Source organism: Flavobacterium polysaccharolyticum (assembly GCF_038739875.1).
GTDB lineage: Bacteria > Bacteroidota > Bacteroidia > Flavobacteriales > Flavobacteriaceae > Flavobacterium > Flavobacterium polysaccharolyticum.
On the sequence record NZ_JBCGDP010000010.1, the window covers coordinates 144,462 to 164,688 of the forward strand.

The 20,227-nt window shown below is 32.9% G+C and carries 12 protein-coding genes; all 12 read left to right on the forward strand.

Features of this window, described 5'->3' with window-relative positions; genetic code table 11:
• Positions 1–271 precede the first annotated feature (271 nt).
• The 12 genes from WFZ86_RS11715 (at position 272) to WFZ86_RS11770 (ending at position 20,199) form a co-directional block, all read left to right on the forward strand.
• Positions 272–859: an RNA polymerase sigma factor gene (locus WFZ86_RS11715; RefSeq protein ID WP_342692085.1), complete on the forward strand. Its 588-nt coding sequence runs from the start codon at positions 272–274 to the stop codon at positions 857–859.
• 193 nt (positions 860–1,052) lie between these two features.
• Positions 1,053–2,093: a FecR family protein gene (locus WFZ86_RS11720; protein WP_342692086.1), complete on the forward strand. Its 1,041-nt coding sequence runs from the start codon at positions 1,053–1,055 to the stop codon at positions 2,091–2,093.
• Between the two features lie 118 nt (positions 2,094–2,211).
• Entirely contained in the window at positions 2,212–5,631 is a 3,420-nt protein-coding gene (locus WFZ86_RS11725) for a SusC/RagA family TonB-linked outer membrane protein (RefSeq protein ID WP_342692087.1), read from the forward strand.
• Positions 5,632–5,642: 11 nt separating this feature from the next.
• Entirely contained in the window at positions 5,643–7,010 is a 1,368-nt protein-coding gene (locus WFZ86_RS11730; RefSeq protein WP_342692088.1) for a RagB/SusD family nutrient uptake outer membrane protein, read from the forward strand.
• Between the two features lie 63 nt (positions 7,011–7,073).
• Positions 7,074–8,021, forward strand: coding sequence for an ABC transporter ATP-binding protein (locus WFZ86_RS11735; protein WP_342692089.1), 948 nt, complete (start codon positions 7,074–7,076; stop codon positions 8,019–8,021).
• A gap of 11 nt (positions 8,022–8,032) precedes the next feature.
• Positions 8,033–10,294, forward strand: coding sequence for a Gldg family protein (locus WFZ86_RS11740; protein WP_342692090.1), 2,262 nt, complete (start codon positions 8,033–8,035; stop codon positions 10,292–10,294).
• Positions 10,295–10,304: 10 nt separating this feature from the next.
• Positions 10,305–13,121, forward strand: a complete 2,817-nt coding sequence (locus WFZ86_RS11745; RefSeq protein ID WP_342692091.1) for a M16 family metallopeptidase — start codon at positions 10,305–10,307, stop codon at positions 13,119–13,121.
• A gap of 338 nt (positions 13,122–13,459) precedes the next feature.
• On the forward strand, positions 13,460–15,859 hold the full coding sequence (locus WFZ86_RS11750) for a TonB-dependent receptor (protein ID WP_342692092.1): 2,400 nt from the start codon (positions 13,460–13,462) through the stop codon (positions 15,857–15,859).
• Positions 15,860–15,892: 33 nt separating this feature from the next.
• A complete protein-coding gene (locus WFZ86_RS11755; RefSeq protein WP_342692093.1) occupies positions 15,893–16,894 on the forward strand; it encodes a sensor histidine kinase in 1,002 nt (333 codons plus the stop codon).
• Between the two features lie 7 nt (positions 16,895–16,901).
• Positions 16,902–17,654 (forward strand): LytR/AlgR family response regulator transcription factor, encoded by a 753-nt coding sequence (locus WFZ86_RS11760; protein WP_342692094.1) that lies wholly within the window; start codon positions 16,902–16,904, stop codon positions 17,652–17,654.
• Between the two features lie 1,134 nt (positions 17,655–18,788).
• On the forward strand, positions 18,789–19,421 hold the full coding sequence (locus tag WFZ86_RS11765) for a hypothetical protein (RefSeq protein WP_342692095.1): 633 nt from the start codon (positions 18,789–18,791) through the stop codon (positions 19,419–19,421).
• 244 nt (positions 19,422–19,665) lie between these two features.
• A complete protein-coding gene (locus WFZ86_RS11770) occupies positions 19,666–20,199 on the forward strand; it encodes a UpxY family transcription antiterminator (RefSeq protein ID WP_342692096.1) in 534 nt (177 codons plus the stop codon).
• Positions 20,200–20,227 lie beyond the last annotated feature (28 nt).

The following is a 20,227-nucleotide window of genomic DNA, read 5'->3' on the forward strand; positions in this document are numbered from 1 at the left end:
AGTTTCTAATTTTAAATTTATCTTTTATACTCTTTTAGGAACAGACTGTAAGAATTTCTTCTTTATTTGGTTTTTACCTTTAAAACGTAGGGATTATTTATTTTTTGAAGGCTTACAATACAGATAAAAAATAATTATATGTTTTAATAAAATAGCAATAAGTTTGATAAAAAATTATCAAAAAAGTATTTCTGTTTTTTTTATTTTACTTAAATGCAACAATTATTTAAAAAATTAATAATATTGTCATTCCAAAACAAATTGTATTATTATGTCATTAAATTCCAGTTTAAAGGATAAGAAACTGCTTTATGAGTTATCTCAAGGGAGTGAACTTGCTTTTACGGAATTGTACAATACATATAAAAACAATATCTATGCTACTGCTTTAAAAATAACGAAATCCAAAGATTTGTCAGAGGAAGTTGTTCAGGATGTATTTTTGAAAATCTGGCAAAATCATAAAAAGTTAGCAGACATTGAGAATATAGAAAACTATCTTTTTATTATATCACGCAATCATATTTTTGATATGCTAAAAAAAATAGCCCGAGAAAATAATATAACGGCTGGGGTAGAGTATAAGAATACGTTTGCTAACGATACGGATACTGCCATAAAAGACAATCAATACAATACTATTCTTAACCAAATTATAGAACAACTTCCGCCTCAACAACAAAAAATATATAAAATGGCGAAATGGGAAGGACTAAGTCATCAGCAAATAGGTGAAGATTTAGGAATTTCCCCAGAAACAGTCAAAAAACACATGGCTCAGGCCTTAAAGTTTGTTCGTAACAAAATTTCTCCCTACCTCCATCTCTTCCTGAGTATTCATTTGTTTTTGGAGGGATAAAATATTTTTTTTTGTTTTTTTTAACTTTCGACTACTCCCTCCCTTTTTTTGAATCGTCTTTATACTAAAGAACAGTAATTGTTTTCGGTTGCCCTCTTATGTAAGGGGTTTTTGAAAATAAATAATGAAATCTTTTAGTAGACCCCAAATCTGCCATTAACATAACTATTGTAAACTAAAAACTATAATGCAAATGCAACAAAAAGTATTTGAAGAATTATTTGAACGCTACCTGCAAAACACCATTACTGAAGTAGAAAAACAACAGTTAATGGAGTTGGTTAAAAATGAGGACTACGAGGAATTCGTCAAAGAAAAAATCGCGTTGCTGCTTGAGGAGAAAGAAAATATAGTGGTATTAGACAAGCAAAAAAGCGATGCTATTCTTACTTACATTTTAGCTGCTACTCCAGAAACTAAGGTGATTGCGATGGATTCAAGAGAAAAAAGACATAAGCAACTAGTTCGTGTTTTGTGGGCCACAGCGGCTTCAGTAGCTTTGTTTTTACTAGTTAGGAATACCATATTCACAACAAAAAACATAGATACAGCTCCAACCAAAGTTGAACAAGTAGAAACTGTCGATCCGATATTAGCGTTTACAGGAAAGCAACTGATTCACTTACCTGATGGGAGTACTATCCTCTTAAATGAGAATAGTAGTATTCAATATGACCAAACTACTTTTAATGACAAAACAAGAGAAGTAAGATTGTATGGTGAAGCATATTTTGACATCAAACACAATAAATCAAAGCCCTTTATAGTCCATACCGGAAAAGTGCATACCAAAGTTCTAGGAACTGCTTTTAATATCAATGCATACAAAAACGCTCAAAATATTGAAGTAACCGTAACGCGAGGTAAAGTACAAGTTGGGGATGCTGAAAAAGTATATGCTATAATTACTCCAAATCAACAAATTAGAGTGAATAAAAACACATTAGCTTATCAGCAAAATATTGTGGATGCCGAGGAAATAGTAAAGTGGAAGAGTAATTACTTAATACTCGAAAATAACAATATGGAAGAAGCCATTGCGCAAATTTCGGATAAGTATAAGGTGACCATAACTCTTGGGAATGAAAACATTAAAAACTGTAGCATAACGGCAAGTTTTCTAAACGAAGAAAATTTGGACCATGTACTAAAAGTTATTTGTAGTGTGACTGAAACCAACTATCACTACACTGAAAATGGCTCAATTGTCATTGAAGGAAAAGGCTGTGAATAAATAGATAACCCTTAAAAAATAGAAAACTATGAAATAAAAAAAGCCATCCAGCTCCTACACCGGATGGCACAGATTCTTAATAATTAATTCCAAGTAACCATTAAAAACATGCAAATTTATGAAATTACGCTGTAAATCAACCTCGTTTGAAAGGAAAAAGAACACCTCTTTGTTTCGTCTTTCAAAGAAAACCATTATGATCATGCGAATCAGTCTTTTCCACATCTTTTTACTGACCTGTGGCACACACATGGTTTTTGCCAACAAAATGAACGGTCAAAGTCTAGAGTCTATATCAGTAGATATAGAACTCCGCAATCAGGATATTAAAACCCTGTTTAAGAGCATAGAAAATAAAACAGGATTGCTTTTTGCCTATCAACCTCAAATGATTGCCAATTTTCCAAAGATTTCTACCCCCCGCGGGAAGCGTGCAGTAAGTGAAATTTTGGATAGCGTACTCGAAGGGAGTAATCTCGGGTACAGGCAAGTAGATAAAAATGTAGTGATCTACAAAAAAGAAACAAATAAAGCTAATGCTAGTCCAAATAGTGCTTTTAGAGCTAAAATTCCTGATGCATTTGTGTACAGTCTCGTGGGTAAAGTCATCGACGAAAATAATTTGCCTTTACCAGGGGTAACTATTTTAGTTGTGGGAGAAAATCAACAAGGAATATCTGACTATGACGGCCACTTTTATATTCAGTTAACACCTGGGAAACACGTTTTAAAGGCTTCTTATTTAGGCTATAAAACACAAGAAGTTACCGTTGAAAATCAAAATTCGGTAACAATCAAGATGCAACCAGATTTGGCCAAACTTGATGAGGTAGTGATTATTGGATATGGTACAACAACCAAAAGAACTACTACAGGTTCTGTGACCAAAATAACGGCAGCTGATATTGAAAAACAACCCGTAACCAATATTCTGCAAACCTTACAAGGAAGAACGCCAGGGGTGTTTGTTTCTCAAACTTCGGGCTATGCAGGAAGTGATATTAACATTAACATTAGAGGGACTAATTTTATGCAGTTGCCTGGGTCAACAATCAACAAAAATTTACCTTTATATATAGTGGACGGAATTCCTTTTATCGGAAATGATTTAAAGGAACAAGCGCAACAAGATCTTGTTATTAGGGGAGCACAAAAAGCGTCTAGCCCTTTAAATATTATCAATCCAAATGATATTGCTAGTATAGAAATTTTGAAAGATGCAGATGCTACAGCCATTTATGGTTCTAGAGGAGCCAATGGTGTAATACTTATCACAACCAAAAAAGGGGAAGCAGGTAGAACGGTATTCACTGTAAATACGAGTTCAGGTTTATCGCAAGTAGCCAATAAGGTAAAAACACTTAAAACACCTGAGTATTTAAATATGTTGCGTACTGCGTTGAATAATGCGAACGATACACCAAGTGATTTTAGTAATGGTATAGCCCTTATAGATTTTGATCAAAATGCATATACAGATTGGCAAGATAAATTAATTGGGGGATCTGCTAATTTCAATGACTTTTCGGCCAGTTTAAAAGGAGGAGACGAAGTGACTAATTTTTTATTAAGTGCTGCTTATCATAAAGAAACGACGGTTTTGCCAGGCGATTTTGGATATAATAAGTTTGCTACTAACTTTAATATAAATCATACCACTTTAAATAAAAAATTAAAAATAGGAGGTTCAGTGGTATTTGCAACCGATCAAAATAAGCTCCCTTATTATGATATGACCAATTATGCCTTACATACGGCTCCTAATCGACCTATTTACAATCCTGACGGAACCTTTTACTGGTCTCCTACCTATTTTAGTGATATGAATCCTATCGCAGCAATGGATAGAAGAGTAGAGGACAAAGGGAATAATCTGATGACTAGTTTGAGTCTTCAGTACCAAATTGCCAAAGGCCTATCCTTTAAAACAGATCTTGGTTATGGAAGAGCCCAAATGATTACTAAGCAAATATTGCCTGCTTCGGGGATGAACTATGTTTATTATCAAAACTTTGATATTGATGTTAATGGTTCAAGAGCATACAATGTATCCACTAATTATACTAATAATTTTACTTTTGACCCTCAATTAAATTATACGGCATCAGTATGGAAAGGTAATTTAAGTGTGCTATTGGGTGGATCTTGGCAAAATAGAAAGTCAGAAATGCCTTCTTATGTAACTAGTTCAGGATACAGTTCAGACAATCTAATTGGAATTACAGGAACCGCAGAAGCAGTTAACTCTTATAATGGATCTTCAGAATATAAATATGTCTCTGCTTTTAGTAGAGTAAATTATAATATTTTGAATAAGTACATTTTGAATCTCAATTTCAGAAGAGATGGTTCTTCTCGTTTTGGCGCCAATAATCGCTATGGAAACTTTGGTTCTGTAGGAGCAGCTTGGGTGTTTACAGAGGAAGCATTCTTAAAAGACAACACTTGGTTGAGTTTTGGTAAACTGCGTTCAAGTTATGGTGAAGTAGGGAGTGATGCTATTGGAGATTATGGATTTGCGGATACATTTGCAGCAGGTTCTTATGGAGCAGGAAATGCTTCTTTGCAAGCTGCCAGAATTGCAAATCCAAATTATCAATGGGAAGTATCTAAAAAGTTTGAAGCAGCATTGGATTTGAATTTCCTTAAAGATCGTATTTCGTTTACTGCGGCGTATTACAGAAACGTTTCTGGAAATCAATTAGTGGGCTATCCATTAAGTCCACAAGCTGGTTTTACCACTTATCAAGCAAATCTGGATGCAGAGGTTGAGAACAAAGGATGGGAGTTTACTTTAACCACTAGTAATATTAATTCAGATAAATTCAATTGGTCAACCTCTCTTAATGTATCAACAAATTCAAACAAACTATTGTCTTTTCCAGGAATTGAAAACACTAGTTATTACACCACTTATGTGGTAGGGAATCCATTAAGTTCATATTATTTGTACAATTTCACAGGGGTAAACGCCAATGGTATCCCTCAGTTTGAAGACATCAATGGCGATGGAAGAATTTCTACGGGTTTAGCTCAAACAGGAAGAGGAGACAGACAATATCATGGCGCTTCTTATCCTAAATATTATGGAGGTATTTCAAATACTTTAAGTTACAAATCATTTTCCCTTGATTTTTTATTCCAATTTGTAAAACAAGACGGAACAAACTTAATGTCTTCTATCGGAACACAACCAGGGTATCCTTATGGACAAGCGAATTATCAAGTAGACGAATACAATGCCTATTTGGCCCAAGGAAATGTCTTAAGTGCTAATTTTCAAAATAGTTTCTATAATTATATTGGTTCTACAGCAACATTAATTGATGCCTCGTATATTAAATTGAAAAACGTAAGCGCTTCTTATACAATTCCATTGAGTGAAAATACTCGGAAGTTTCTTCAAAATGTGCGTCTGACATTGCAAGGGCAAAATTTAGTGACTTTTACTAAATACAAAGGATTTGATCCAGAAACACCAGGGGTAGCTTTACCACCATTGCGCACGGTAACAATTGGGACTCAGTTTACATTTTAAATCTTAAAGACATGAAAAATAATTCAAGAAAATATACCTACCTAGTAGCATTCTTTTTGTTAGTAGGTCTAATTAGTTGTGATGATATGCTGGAGGTAGATCTTCCAAGTAATGAATTGTCTTCTTCAACAGTGTACGCTTCAGATGCTACTGCCGAAGCCGCGGTTAATGGAATTTATCAAAGTATGATAACCGATACGTATTATAACTTTTTGCACTCCAACCTTGGGCAAGCATCTGATGAATTAATACCAAATTCTTTTATTTCTAATGTTTTTGTAACTAACGAAATTCCAGAAACTGATGGAACCATTGGGTCTATGTGGTCTCAGCTCTACAAAACCATCTACAATGCTAATAATGTAATAGAAGGGGTTTCCGCAAGCACTACCTTAAGTGCAGCCAAAAGCAAGCAATGGATCGCTGAGGCAAAATTTACAAGAGCCTTTTGTTATTTTTATTTGACTAATTTATGGGGAGATGTGCCTTTGATTCTAACAACAAATATAGATAAATCTGCTTTGGCACCTAGAACAGCTCAAAGTGAGGTGTACAACCAAATTCTTCTTGATTTAGAACAGGCTTCAGTAAATCTTCCAGTTAATTATGAGGCATATCGTTCTCAAAAAATTAGAGCTACCAAATGGGCGGCAGAAGCCTTATTGGCAAGAGTGAATTTATATTTAGGAAAATGGACCGAGGCTTCAACCCACGCAAGTAATGTTATTGATCAAGCTGGAATCTTCAAAATGATTTCGGGATTGACAGCTAATAACAGCCCTTTTATTGCAAACAATGAGGAAGCCATACTACAGCTACCATATTATAATTATTTGTTTTCATATGAAGGATCATCAGTTTTTACGGATGCTGGTGGGTATTTGTTACGAAATAGAAATTCCTTTTTTGAACCTGGTGATGCTAGAGAAACAAATTGGGCCATTAGTATTGTTGCAGAAGATGGAAATACCTATTTAGCTCCATTGAAGTATAAAAATGCCTATGTTAGTTCTCCTGTAGAGCGTTCAACAGTACTCCGATTGGCTGAATTATATTTGATAAGAGCCGAAGCCAAAGCAAGATTAAATAATGGTACTGGAGCACAAAGTGATCTTAATGTTATCCGAAATAGAGCACTACTGTCTCCTACGACAGAAACTGATCCTACTCAATTATTAGCATTAATCGCTGCAGAAAGACAACGCGAACTATTTGCAGAATTTGGACACAGATGGTTTGATTTGAAAAGAACAGGAACAATAAATCAAGTGCTTGGGGCAACCCCAGATAAAATCTGGGCTACTACAGACAGCCTTTTCCCAATCCCAGAAGAAGCAATTCGTTCCAATCCCTTTTTAACCCAAAATTCAGGATATTAAACAATACAATTCAAGCAAGAATGTGTTTGCTAAAAACACATTCTTGCTATTTTAAAAAACACTATGGAAACAACAATTGTAAGAGTTGAGGATTTGTCGCATCAATACAGTAAGGATTGGGCAATACAAAATATAAGTTTTGAAATCAAAGAAAACCGAATTCTAGGACTCTTAGGGTCTAATGGTGCTGGAAAATCGACCACAATGAATATTCTTTGCGGCGTTTTAAACCAGACACATGGGAATATCTTTATTAACGGAATTAACCTGAAAGAAAACCCTGTGGAAGCAAAAAAACTAATTGGTTTTTTACCCCAAACACCACCTTTGCATTTAGATTTAACAGTAAACGAATATTTAATTCACTGCGCACAATTGCGACATGTTAAAAAAGAAGATTTACATAACGCTGTTGAAAAAGCCAAAGAAAAATGCGGTATTGCACATTTCAGTCACCGATTAATTAAAAACCTATCTGGTGGATACAGACAACGTGTGGGAATTGCACAAGCCATTATTCATGAACCCAAACTGGTAGTTTTAGATGAGCCAACCAATGGGCTAGATCCAAACCAAATTTTAGAAGTTAGAAATTTAATTAAAAAAATTTCGGAAGATAAAGCGGTTATATTCTCCTCTCACATTCTTTCTGAAGTTCAGGCTACATGTCAGGATATCAGAATGATTGAAAACGGACACATGGTTTTCGCTGATACGTTAGACGCTTTCAACAATTATATCGAAGCCGATAAATTAACGGCAAGTTTCGAGAATCCGCCAACAATCGAGGCCTTAACTGCAATAGATAAAGTTACAGCGGCAGTTTATCTTTCTCCCAAAAAAGTACAAATCACTTTTGAAGGGAATCAAGAAATCGCTGAAAAAATTATTGCTCTAAGTATCCATAACAATTGGAGATTGCGTGAAATTCAATTCGAAAAAGTGTCATTAGACGAAATTTTTGCTCAATTATCAAAAAAAGCACCTGCTAAAAATTCACCTACTTCTTAAAAAATAAATAAATGAAAACAATATATAGAATAGCTAAAACGGAACTCAATACCATGTTTTATTCGCCTGTGGCGTGGGTTGTTTTAGTGATTTTTTCCATTCAGTCGAGTTGGAAATTCTTTGATACACTGGAGCGATTTGAGAGAGCACAAAAAATAGGAGAAGGTCTTAATAACATAACTCAAACAGTCTTTTCAGGATATAGCGGCCTTTTTACTGAAATGCAAAATTATTTATACTTGTATGTCCCTTTATTGACTATGGGGTTAATGAGCCGAGAAATTAATAGTGGTTCTATTAAGCTTTTACTATCCTCTCCCATAAAAATTAAAGAGATTGTTTTAGGAAAGTTTCTTGCCATTGCAAGTTACTGTATCTTATTTATGGCAATTCTAGGAATACTAGGAGTGGTAGCCTATTTTTCAATTGAAAATGTAGATGTGACATTTATTTTGTCAGGACTTATTGGTCTTTACTTATTGGTTTGTACTTATGCAGCAATTGGGCTTTTTATGTCCTGTCTCACCTCCTACCAAGTAGTAGCTGCAATCAGTACTCTAGTGGTATTGGCGGGTTTAAATTTTATTGGTACGCTATGGCAAAGTGTTGATTATGTTAAAGACATCACTTACTTTCTATCGATTGCGGGCCGTGCTAACCAAATGATTGAAGGGCTCATTGTAAGTAAAGATGTATTTTATTTCATTTTAGTAAGTACACTTTTTATTGGGTTGAGTGTGTTTAAACTACAAACGGGTAGGGATGCGCAAACCACTTCAAAGCGAGTGATGAAATATGCTAGCTTGGTGACTGTAGTTCTGGCATTGGGATATATTACTTCTATTGCTCCACTTACTTTTTACAAAGACATGACATTTACCAAAAATAATACCTTGACCGAGTCTAGTCAGGATATTGTAAGCAAGATAGAAGGGCCAATAAAAATAACTACTTATGCTAATTTACTGGATATAAATTACTTTATGGTTATGCCATATTCTCAAAATCAAGATGTATCTAGTTTTTCACAATATTCTCGATTTCTTCCTCAGTTAAAAATGGATTATGTCTATTATTATGATACGTCTAACAATACAGCCTTGTATGCTCAAAATCCTGGCTTAAATGACAAACAACTTGCCGAAAAGTTGATCGAAACACAGTCTCTCAAGCTCAAAAAATTATACACGCCAAAAGAGATTGCCAAAATAATAGATTTAAAACCTGAGCAAAACAGAGTGGTAAGAACGGTTGAGTATAATGGAAAAAAAACATTCCTAAGAATGTTCGATGATTTATACAAAGTACCCTTTGAGAAAGAAATTTCAGCTAGTTTAAAACGCTTAATTAGTACTCCTATAAAAGTGGTATTTACCACGGGCAATATGGAACGTAGTATTGAAAAAAATGGAGATAAGAATTATAAAATAGGGGTTAACGAAATAACATTCAGAAATTCTTTAGTAAATCAAGGGTTTGATGTGGCAGCAATTGATATTAATGCCCAAAATATTCCAGAGCAAACCGATATTTTAGTAGTGGCTGACCCAAAAGCAAAATTAAGTCAAGGAGCAATCGATCGTATCAGTAAATACATTGATAAAGGTAAAAATGTAATGCTTTTGGCTGAGCCAGAAACCAATAGCGCATTAGCAGCTATTACTGAAAAGTTAGGCGTAGGGTTTACAAAACAAGGATTAGTTCAAGAAAGTGGAGATAATTCTCCAGATTTTTTAGTGACTGAATTTCAAAAAAATATAGATAGCACTGTGATTAAATTTACTAAAAGCAGTTATCCAATTCCAGTATTAGGTAGTAGTGGAATTACAATAGCCAAAAATGCAGGATTTAAAATAACACCTTTGCTTACAACCAATGCACAACCCGTTTGGGAATCCCCATTAGGAATTAATGTAATAACGGAGGAAATAAAGAGAAAACCTTCAGCGAAATCAGTGCCTCTTGTAATGGCTTTGACAAGAAAAATTAAGGGTAAAGACCAAAAGATAATTGTCTCTGGTGATGCTGACTTGATGAGTAATTCGGAATTAAATAGATCCCAATCAGGTACTTTTCAGTTCGTAACGGATGTTTTTTCTTGGTTCAGTGATTATAAATTTCCTATTGATACAACACGACCTAAAAGTATTGACAATACCATCACTATTGGAACAAACCAACTCTACAGTACTAAAATCATAATTATTGGCTTGTTCCCATTGTTGATTATGCTTAGTGGTGCTTTTATATTGATCAGAAGAAACAGAAGATAAAAAATTAAAAATGACGAATAAAATAAATATTGTACTAGGATTGTTGATGCTATGCGTCCAAAGCAATTATTCTCAATTTAAGACAACAATCCCGCTGGATAAAAACGTTACAACTGGTAAATTAAAGAATGGTTTAACTTATTATATTTTACGTAATGAAGAACCTAAAGATAGAGCGAGCTTTTATTTTGTTCAAAATGTTGGAGCTATTTTAGAAGATGATAATCAAAATGGATTGGCACATTTTTTAGAGCACATGGCTTTCAACGGAACGGAACATTTTAAAGGGAAGGGTATTATAAAAATGCTAGAAAAAAATGGAGTGAGTTTTGGGAAAGATATCAATGCATATACTGCCCAAGATGAAACAGTCTACAATATTAGTAATGTTCCCTTAAAAAACGCAACCTTAATAGACTCAACGCTGTGGGTATTACATGACTGGTCCGGCTCTTTATCACTAACAAACGAAGAAATCGATGCCGAAAGGGGAGTAATCCGAGAGGAATGGCGAACACGTCGAACAAGTGATTTTAGATTAAAAAATCAAACAGATCAAGTACTATACAAAGGATCAAAGTATAGTGCAAGAGATGTTATTGGAGATTTAAATATCATCAATAATTTTAAATACAACGAGTTAAGAGACTATTATAAAAAATGGTACAGACCTGATTTGCAAGCAGTAATCATTGTTGGTGATATCGATGTGAAAGCTGTAGAGCAAAAGGTGAAAACAATATTTTCAAACATTCCTTTAGATAAGAATGCCATTGCCCGAAAATATTATGATATCCCAAAACATAATGAATTGTATTATGTAGCCGCTACTGATAAAGAAGCAGATAATACCATAGTTACATTACGATATGTTTTGGAAGAACCTTTAGTAAAGGATAGTGCTGTGACTCGAAAAAATGTAATGAATTCTTTTTACACAAACATCCTCAATAACCGACTAAGAGAAAAGATACTTAAAAATCAAACGGAAAGTTTATTATTGCAAAGTTATTTTGAACCGATTTCAAGGTTAAACACTTCTTTTAATCTTGTTTCTCAAGGGAAAAAAGGGAAAGCATTAGAAGCCTTTCAGGAGGTGTATACAGAGGCTGAACGTATAAAACGATACGGAGCGATTCAGGCAGAACTAGATCGGACTAAAAAAGATTTTATAAGCTCATATGATGATTTTATTCAAAACAAAGATAAGATTGACAATGATAGTTGGGCGGAAAGGCTAATAAATTATTTCTTGAAAGCAAAACCTTTTCTATCGCCACAAGAGGATTATAATCTTGCCGTTAGCATCATAAAAAGTCTTACGATTCAGGAGTTCAATGATTATATCAAATCAATACAATCCAAAACAAATCAGATCATAACCATTACTGGTGCTGAACAAGATAAAAATGATTTCCCTACAAAAGAGGCCATTGTAGCGGTACTGCAAAAAGTGGAGAATATGCCATTAGATCCATATGCTAAAAAAGAGAATACCAAGGCTTTGGTAGAAAAAGATTTAAAGGCAGTAGGGATTAAAAAGACATTTAAAATTCCAGGAATTGCGGATTCAAAAGGATACACACTCGAAAATGGGGCTAATATTGTTATTCTGCCAACTACTCATTCTCAAGATCAAATAGAGTTTTTTGCATTTGGTAAAGGAGGAAAATCTTTAGTAAAAACAGACGATTTGGCTTCGGCAGAAATTGTTACAACTTTGGCGAGATATTCTGGACTTGGTAATTTTGATACTACAGGATTAAAGGACAAACTCTCAGGTAAAGTAGCACAACTCATACCATATATTACTGAGAATACCCAAGGATTTCAAGGGAGTTCGAATAAAGCGGATCTCGAAACCTTATTGCAGTTACTCTATCTTTCTTTTGAATCACCACGTTTTGACCCTGCTATTTTTGGCATTTTAAAAAATCAGTATCAGGATCGTCTGGAGAACATCAAAAAAGACAACGAAAATGCATTTAATGATACCATAGCCTTGGCCAATTCAAATCACAATCCGAGAACTATTGTTTTTGATGAAAAGTTTGTGCAAACAATTGATATACAGCAGGCGGAGAAAATTTACAAAGAGTTAATGCATAACGCCGCCAATTTTAATTTCATTTTTGTGGGTAATGTCCCTGAGGAGGCTCTTGGGTTAATCCAAAAATACATTGGTAATATACCAGGTGATAGTAAGAACACCATGTCATTTGTTGATCATAATGTAGGACCCAAAAAAGGCAAAACCGTAGTACATTTTGAACGCCCAATGGAAACGGCTAAGACAACAGTTTATTTGCATTTGACAGGAAAAATTGAATACACCCCCGAGAATGCTCTTGGAATGTACACCATTGGACAGTTATTATCGAAACGTTTTTTGCAAACTATTCGCGAAGAAGAAGGTGGTAGTTATGGGGTAAATGTGGGTGGAAGTTTGGATATTCTTCCTAAACCTCAATTTGATCTTGCCTTAACTTTTGACTGTAATCCAGAAAAGCAGGAAAAATTAATGCAAATTGTGTGGAAAGAAATCAATGATTTGAAATCAAAACCATTGAATAGTAATGATTTGGAAGACATTAAAAAAGCACTCTTAAAGAACAGAGAAGAGTCTTTAAAAACAAACTCATTTTGGATTGATATTTTGCAAAATATTCTTTTAAACCAAATATCATTTAAGAATGAAGCAGAGTACAAAAAAATAATTTCTAAAATGGATCAAAATACTATCCAAAAGTTATGTAAGTACATAGTGGATAGTTCTAGCAGTATCGAAGTAATTATGAATCCTGAAACAGTAAAGGAGAAGAAATAACTTTAGAATACTTTATTTTTGTTTAATTAGTCATTAAAGGTTATCTGTTTCCAGATAGCCTTTTTTGTTTTTTGCTTTTGGTACATAGATGATTGTAATAAAATCCCTTAAGTTATTTGTTGATTTGAATGTTTTAAAATAGATGATGATGACAAGAGGTTGATTTCCTTCTCAGGCATTAAAACTCGATAATAGAGTAAAAATTAATCAGTAAAAATAGTTCAACGATTACTTTCCTTAATTCATTTCAATTTTACTGGGTTTCATTGAATGGAGCTATCAAAAGAGCCCTTGTTTATTGAATTTTGTCTCGTTCAATAAATAATAACTTTTAGATTATGAAAATTAAATCATTCAAAAACAAATGGCAGTTGGCTATTCTTGCAGTTCTTTTTAGTGCATCATTTTACGCTCAAAATAAAGTGGAAGGGGTACTTTTAGATCATAAAAAAGAGCCAGTTCCCTTTACACCAGTGCTATTGATGACTGCGATAGACACATTAAAATTTGATTATACGGTTACCGATAACAAGGGGAAATTCCTTTTTTTACCAAAACAAATAGGAACGTACTATATCAAAGTAAAAGCTATTGGTTATAAAGAATTCAAAAGCAAGGAATTCAATATAAATAATAGTAATCAAGAGACTAAAGTCTTAGATGCAATTTTTCTGGAAGAAAACACTACTCAATTGAAAGAAATAGTTGTAGTTAGTAAGAAACCATTATTTACTCAGAAGGTAGATAGATTGGTTTTTAATGTAGAAAATTCTCTTGCGTCACAAGGGGGTGATGCTTTAGAAGCCCTAAAAAGTACACCTCTTTTAAAAGTAGATGATGGTAGTATAGCAATGATTGGGAAGAGTGGATTGAATGTACTTATAAATGGTAGACCAATAACGCTAACAGGAGAGGCATTGATTTCCTATTTAGGTACAATTTCAAATGATGCGATTTCAAAAATTGAAATTATTACAACACCACCGGCCAAATATGCTGCCGAAGGAAATGCAGGCCTTATCAATATCATTTTAAAAAATAATCCTAATGTAGGTTGGAATGGTTCATTAGCCACCTCAGTAACACAACGAACAAACCTTTCATCCAGAAATACAGCACTTTTTAATTACCAAACAGAGAAATTTAGTTTGACTTCAAATTTGTTATACAGTGGGACGAATATGGTAGCGTATGAAAAAGATCAGAATACATTTAATGATGGTTTTTTTAGTGCTAATCGTCAAGATAAAGTTATGAAGTCAAATAATTTGACGCCCTCAATCAATCTCAATTATAAATTGAATCCAAAAACCGATGTTACATTCCTATACGAATTTAATAATTCCGATTTTACATCAGATGATGCATCCAAAAGTTTATTTTATGAAAAGGGGAATATTACCAATGAGCTACAAAACAAAGGATTTGGTGAGGTTAGAAGTGATTTTAATCGAATACATAGTTTCTTAACAAAAGAACTTGATACAATTGGTACATCAGTAGAACTGGGTTTTCAATTCCTTGACAATGCTATCAAAAATGAAAGAAATAATAACATCATCCAAAATTCAACCGCAGCTGCGACACAAAACTTTTCCTTAAATAACTACAAATTAGGTATCGCAAATTTAGATTTTAATTTACCATTCAAAAAAGTTAAATGGGTCACTGGAGCTCAATACACTTTTTTGGATAATAAAAGTGACGTGCGTTTTTTTGATATTATAAATTCAAATCCTGAATTAAATCCAGCACTTACGAATGCTTTTAATTATAAAGAAAACATATGGGCGACATACGCTTCGGCAGAGATGAAACTCAATGAAAAGTGGACTATTCAAGCTGGTTTAAGATATGAAAATACAGAGTATGAAGGAAAGTCCGTGGGCAGTACAAACACCATCAAACGTAATTATGGTAATTTTTTTCCAACGTTCTACAGTAACTACAAGTATTCTGAAAAAGCAGACTATTCATTTAAATATTCAAAACGAGTGAATAGACCAAAGTTAGAACAGTTAAATCCATTTCAATGGTATATCAATCCATTTCAATATGTAGAAGGCAATCCATTATTACAACCTTCCTTTACGGATAATTTTGAAGTAACTTATTCAAACAATTCAAACTTCAGTGCCACAATTTACCATTCAATAACAAAAGATCAAGTAAGTTATTTTGCCGAATTTTTAGAAGAGGGAAAAGTACAACGATACAGCTATTATAATATTTTGGATGTCAATCAATATGGAATGTATGCTAATTATACTTTTTCTAAAATCAAGAATTTACAAATGCAATTGAGTGGTAGTTATTTTTGGCAAGAAACAAAATCTGAAAAAAAGGATTTATTACCCTCTACTGATGGATCTGGTTCAAATGTTTCAATTAATAATTCCTATAAATTAGGCAAAAACAGTTTGTTACAATTGAATTATGCACACAACTTTCCAAGTTTTGATGGTACTTTTAATACTGATTCGTATGGGTTTTTAACATTAGGTTACCGCACCAGTTTTATAGATAAAAAAGTAACTTTAGGCCTTACCGCTTCAACTATAATAAGCAAGAAAAGTGAGGTAGCCTACAGTCAGGGAAGGATCAATGCTTCAATTAACGGTCAAAATGAATATGATTATCAAAGTGTACGACTAAATATGGCTTACAAATTTGGTAATAATAAAGTGAAAGGAAGTAAAACAAAAAGTGAAGTTCAAGAAACATCAAGGATCAAATAATGTAAGTAACTTTGCCTAAATTTTTTATAAAACATGAAAAAAATTGGTTCAATTATAATCGTTTTGCTTGCGCTGCTATTATTCAATAGTGTTCAAACATTTACCTATTATCTAACTAGAATTGGAGGAGATATTGACTTTTATGATGTACAAGCACATTTTTCAGCCTATATAAATGCAATAGGTTCGCTATTATGCACACTGATGGCTTGGAAATGGTTGAGTAAATTTAAAATCAAAAAATTTAAATTTCTGTATGCCTTTTTAGTAACTATTCCGCTTTTCGCGATTTACGTCTCTGTATTTCATATACTGATAAGAGCCTATTATGGTGGGACAACAACAATTGAAATGTTAGGACTCAATTTTGTCTTTATGCTTTCCTTTTCACATTTTTATGTGTCAGGTTTTACAATTGCTTACCTCTTTTTTGATGAGACCAATACATTAAAAGAAGAATTAATCGAAAAGAAATATGAGATTGAAAATATGCAATTGCAGATGCTGAAAAAAAATATTGAACCTCATTTTTTATTTAATAATTTAAGTGTTCTATCATCACTAGCTAGAAAAGATAGTGGACAAATTGACGAGTTTATTGAGGAATTAGCTGCTGTGTACCGTTACTTTTTACAACATAATGCAACGGATAGTGTAAAACTAAAAGAAGAATTGAATTTTCTAGAAAAATATTGTGCATTAACCACTAGACGTTTTGATGGTGCGTACTCCATTTGTAGTACTATTGATAATGAAGAAGGATATATCATTCCATTTGCTTTGCAGATTTGCCTTGAAAATGCCATAAAGCATAACGAAGGAAGTGAAACGAATCCGCTTAAAATTGAAATAACAAGAGAAAAAGATATAATTCGAATAACCAATCCTTTACGTTTGGTTGAGAACACATCAAATACAGGACTTGGGCTGTCAAATATTACAAAAAGGTACCAACTGCTATTTAATAAAGAATTATTTTTTGGTACAGTAAACGATACCTTTGTGGTAGAAATTCCAATTATCGCAATAAAATAATGAGTCTATGAATATAGTTATCGTTGAAGATGAAAATCTAAACGCAGAACAATTAGCGTTCTTCATAAAAAAATATGATCCCACTTTTAATGTTGTTGCAATTTTAAAAAGTAACAAAGAAATTATGGAATGGTTTTCAAAAAATCCAATGCCTTCTTTAGTATTTTGTGACATTAAAATTTTAGACGGTACCGTATTTACTTCCTTACAGAAAGATGTTATTTCTTGCCCCATAATTTTTACAACAGCTTTTAATGATTTTTATCAAGAAGCTTTTGATAGTAATGGAATTGCTTATCTATTGAAACCCATCAGTTATAAAAGCTTTGAACTTGCAATGAGTAAATTCAAACGATTAATACCGGAAAACCATGCCATAAATTGGTTGGATTTTTCTGCTGTAATCAAAAAGATGAATGCAAATTATAAAGAGCGAATTGTTATCAAAACTGTCAGTAGTACTTTCCTGCTAGAAGTTAAGAATGTAATGTATATCTCTACTAATCAAGGAGTTTGCGAAGCGGTGGACAAACAAGGAAAGTCTTATGAGTTTAGGCAAAAAATTTCTGATGTCATGCAGGACTTAAACCCAGAAGTATTCTTCCAAATCAACAGAGGAGAAATTGTTAATATCAATTACATTGAAGTAATAGAGCCTTATTTTAATGATCGATTATCTATTAAAATAATGAACAAAACCAAACGATTGATTACTTCAAGTGCAGTGACCCCTGAATTTAGAAAGTGGATTGAACGTTAATTAATTTAAAAAACAACATATTTTGTATATTGAATTTAAACCCAGATTTCTATTGCAGAATTTGGCTTAAAATAGTTAATGACTACAAGAAGTTGATTTTTGTGTCATAATTTTTTAAAAAAGAATTGATTACAAGAGCAGGCACTCTGATTAACAGAAGGCCTGTTTTGTTTGTATATCATACATACTCAGGATTTAATTTGTCATAACAAATTTATCAGAGTGTTGAAAAACAGTGGAATAATGATGGCTTTAACATTAGTTACATTTTGGTTTCCAAAAGACCAAAATGCATTTCGATTTTTTTTAGCCTAGAATCCGTGTTAGACTTCGTAGCGAAACTGAATTGTTCAATAAAAACAGGAGCTCACGGACTATTTTTGAAGAAGGAAACAACGTTCAGTGAATACCTATAAAACATATAAATCAATGAGCTAATACTTTTGTATTTTGAGTTTAAAAATGGGAGAACCAAGCGTAGCGTATCTTGAACTCCATTAAAAATATAAACTCGTGAAAAGAGTTTTTGGTTTTGAAGAAGACATCGAAGATTGCATTTGACCAAAACAACTATATTAAAAACAAATGAAATTCATTCACTGAACTCCGCTAAAAAAAATAAAAATGGTGAACTAACTCAGTTGTAGTAGATTTCTAATTCAGAATCTGGGTTTAACTCAAAATTTGAAGTAATCTTCGGTTTATCTGCTTTCATTATCTAAAATATGTAATAGAATTTATCTACAAGTATTTATCTCGTTTTATTAATCTACGGGACACGATTGTACGATGTTTTAGAAATTGTCTTTACAAGTTTAAGACTTTCCACTTTAAGAATTTTCTAAAGTGTACTACATAAAAAAAGTTGTTTTTAATTTTCCAGTTTTCCATATTTTATCCACTGTGAAAATAGGAATAATTGGAGATGTGTTATGGAATTATTTTTAAATCTGTCCAAATTTAGCTTGATTTTTTAAGAGTTTCAATTGTATACTGTGGCCTCTTTTTTTTTAGGGGGAAGGTTTTTTTTATACTACACTTAAGGGTAGTATTTGGTTAGTTTTCTGAAAACTAGCATTTTGTGTAATGACAAGAGTAAACTGTAGTGATAGTTTTGAAAAAAAAAAACATCACATGATACTAAAAAACAACCCCTTATCCGAGATTAGTCAAAATGAAATCTTCAACATGTCAAAGTTTGTAGTGACAGAAAATTTCAACCATCATGCAAATGAAGTATTTTCTAATACTTACCAAAATGATATCAATTCTGTGTACAATGAAGAAATGGAGTTTCTGAAAAATTCTAAAATATTCATTTACAAAAGTGATCTTGGTGATCTAATAGGCACCATTAGAGTTTTGAAATGGGATTTTATCAATCCTCTTCCTATTCAGAAAATGTTTGGTATAAATCCTTTTATTTTTACAAATGGAAATGATATTAATGAAATCTGGCATATTGGACGTTTTGCTATTAAGAAAGGGGTTCGAGATATTAATTTGCTTAAAAAACTGTTGGTTTGTGCTATTGGGCCAGTTTGTGCTCATAAAAACAACATTGCCTTTGCTGAAATAGATGCAAAACTTCTACGTGTTTTGAGACTGATGGGGATCAAAGCCAAAACGATTGGGGAATCTATTGATTATCTGGGATCAGAAACGATACCGGTAAGCATGTCCTACAGTGACCTTATAGATTTTTATAATGAGAATAAATATTTGATTTTATCTGATGAAGCGATCAAACTTTTGGGCGAGAGCTAAAAACTACCCAATAAGGTAGTATTAGATGTCAATAGATTGAACTACACTTTGGTGTAGTGATAAGTGAGATTTTGTAATGTAAGTTTACTTCAGTAAAAAGGATTAAAAATTAGTTAGGCTTTTCGTTATTTTTTACCGCCGCTTTCAATAAGCAGAATAATTTGCTTGGATCAATTGTTCTTATAAAACTAATCACGATATCGGTTTCAGCCCAGCTATATCCGATCTCTAAAAAATGAAAATTATGGATAGAAAAATAGGTTGGCATGTTCTTTATGTAAAGTACAGACATGAAAATAAGGTATACAAAGAGTTAAAAGAAAAAAAAATTGAGGCTTTTCTTCCTATGGTTACAAGTGTAAGAAAATGGAGTGACCGTACAAAAAAGATTCAGGTTCCATTATTTCCCAGTTATGTTTTCGTAAATATTAGATCAAATAAGGATTTTCATGATGTTTTAACCGTAGATATTGGATGTTCTTTTTTGTCTTTTGGAGGTGAATATGGACAGGTTTCGGAAAAAGAAATACAGCAAATAAAATTTCTTGTTGAAGGAAAAGACTTTAATGATATTCAAATTGGTAAAGTATTTCCCAAAATTGGCGATAAACTTAAAATCGAGCATGGTCAATTGTCAGGTCTAGAATGTGAAGTTTTCAGAGTAGAAAATGAGCATAGAATTAATGTGAGACTAAGTTCCTTACGTCAGGATATATCGGCAATAATTCCATTGTCTTATTTATCTAATAATAATGGAAACAATTTTGCACAAGCATAGCTTTTTAGATTTTTTTTTCTAAAAAGAA

What these genes read in the sequence shown, in the direction of transcription:
- WFZ86_RS11765 (WP_342692095.1), top strand. Translation starts at nt 18,789, where the DNA reads ATGATACTAAAAAACAACCCCTTATCCGAGATTAGTCAAAATGAAATC.
- WFZ86_RS11755 (WP_342692093.1), top strand. Translation starts at nt 15,893, where the DNA reads ATGAAAAAAATTGGTTCAATTATAATCGTTTTGCTTGCGCTGCTATTA.
- WFZ86_RS11740 (WP_342692090.1), top strand. Translation starts at nt 8,033, where the DNA reads ATGAAAACAATATATAGAATAGCTAAAACGGAACTCAATACCATGTTT.
- WFZ86_RS11770 (WP_342692096.1), top strand. Translation starts at nt 19,666, where the DNA reads ATGGATAGAAAAATAGGTTGGCATGTTCTTTATGTAAAGTACAGACAT.
- WFZ86_RS11750 (WP_342692092.1), top strand. Translation starts at nt 13,460, where the DNA reads ATGAAAATTAAATCATTCAAAAACAAATGGCAGTTGGCTATTCTTGCA.
- WFZ86_RS11715 (WP_342692085.1), top strand. Translation starts at nt 272, where the DNA reads ATGTCATTAAATTCCAGTTTAAAGGATAAGAAACTGCTTTATGAGTTA.
- WFZ86_RS11725 (WP_342692087.1), top strand. Translation starts at nt 2,212, where the DNA reads ATGAAATTACGCTGTAAATCAACCTCGTTTGAAAGGAAAAAGAACACC.
- WFZ86_RS11730 (WP_342692088.1), top strand. Translation starts at nt 5,643, where the DNA reads ATGAAAAATAATTCAAGAAAATATACCTACCTAGTAGCATTCTTTTTG.
- WFZ86_RS11720 (WP_342692086.1), top strand. Translation starts at nt 1,053, where the DNA reads ATGCAACAAAAAGTATTTGAAGAATTATTTGAACGCTACCTGCAAAAC.
- WFZ86_RS11745 (WP_342692091.1), top strand. Translation starts at nt 10,305, where the DNA reads ATGACGAATAAAATAAATATTGTACTAGGATTGTTGATGCTATGCGTC.
- WFZ86_RS11735 (WP_342692089.1), top strand. Translation starts at nt 7,074, where the DNA reads ATGGAAACAACAATTGTAAGAGTTGAGGATTTGTCGCATCAATACAGT.
- WFZ86_RS11760 (WP_342692094.1), top strand. Translation starts at nt 16,902, where the DNA reads ATGAATATAGTTATCGTTGAAGATGAAAATCTAAACGCAGAACAATTA.